This is a genomic window from Phyllobacterium brassicacearum (genome assembly GCF_003010955.1).
GTDB lineage: Bacteria > Pseudomonadota > Alphaproteobacteria > Rhizobiales > Rhizobiaceae > Phyllobacterium > Phyllobacterium brassicacearum.
This window is the reverse complement of record NZ_PGGO01000063.1, coordinates 1-1,279: the sequence shown is the minus strand read 5'-3', so window position 1 is coordinate 1,279 and position 1,279 is coordinate 1. Positions and strand designations below refer to the sequence as shown.

The following is a 1,279-nucleotide window of genomic DNA, read 5'->3' as shown; positions in this document are numbered from 1 at the left end:
ACAGCGAGCGTCACCACCCGTTCGCTGGTCTCGACTGCCGGTGCGCTGTCTTTGGAAAACGGAATGCCCAGCGCTGTCCAGACTTCGACCAAGGCATCTTTCAACTCAATAACGAGTTCGTTGGAATGGAAAGGGGTCGGCGTCACCCGCAGGCGTTCCGTACCGCGTGGCACGGTTGGATAGTTGATCGGCTGAATGTAGATGCCGTGAAGCTCAAGAAGTCGGTCGCTCGCCTTCTTGCACAGTTCGGGATCGCCCACATGGATCGGCACAATATGTGTGTCCGATTTCATAACCGGAAGGTTGGCCTGCGCCAGCACATCTTTCGTAAGCTGTGCCTGACATTGATGCATCCGGCGTTCTTCTTGTGATACCTTCAGATGCCGGATCGACTGTGTTGCCGCCGCTGCAATGACGGGAGGAAGGGCAGTCGTAAAGATAAAACCGGGTGCATAGGAGCGCACGGCATCAATGACCGTCCTCGGACCGGCAATATAGCCACCGAGCGTGCCAAAAGCCTTGGCGAGCGTGCCTTCGATAATATCGATCCGGTCCGACAGGCTTTCGCGATCGGTAATGCCGCCGCCACGATTGCCGTACATACCAACTGCGTGAACCTCGTCGATATAGGTCATGGCGTTGTACTTGTCCGCAAGATCGGCAATGGCTGCGACCGGAGCGATATCGCCATCCATCGAGTAGATCGATTCGAACACAATCAGTTTCGCACGCTCCTTGCCAGCCGCTCTAAGCAGGTCTTCGAGATGAACGAGATCGTTGTGGCGGAAGATTTTCTTTTCCGCGCCGGAGCGGCGCACACCCTCGATCATCGAGGCATGATTCAACTCGTCGGAAAGAATGAGGCAGTTCGGAAGCAATCTGGCGATCGTCGAAATAGACGCTTCGTTGGACACGAAGCCGGACGTGAAGACCAATGCGGCTTCCTTCTGGTGAAGATCTGCCAACTCGATTTCGAGTTCAACCAAGGGATGATTGTTGCCTGAGATATTGCGTGTACCGCCGGCGCCTGAGCCCATGCGACTGGATGCATCATGCATGGCGGCAATGACATCCGGGTGCTGACCCATGCCGAGATAATCGTTTGAGCACCAGACGGTGATTTCACGTGTTGTCTCCGCCGTACGCCAAATAGCGCGCGGAAATTTTCCCACGATCCGTTCCAGATTAGCAAAGACCCGGTAGCGCTTTTCAGCGTGCAACTGGTCAATCGCGTCTTCGAAAAACCGACGATAGTCCATGAATTGCTCCTGTATCATGA

At 55.0% G+C, this 1,279-nt stretch carries 1 protein-coding gene; it reads right to left on the bottom strand.

What is annotated here, in order from left to right:
- Positions 1-1,259 (bottom strand): 5-aminolevulinate synthase (hemA, locus tag CU102_RS28230; RefSeq protein WP_106714342.1); only part of this gene is annotated, 1,259 nt, incomplete at its 3' end.
- Positions 1,260-1,279: the final 20 nt, after the last annotated feature.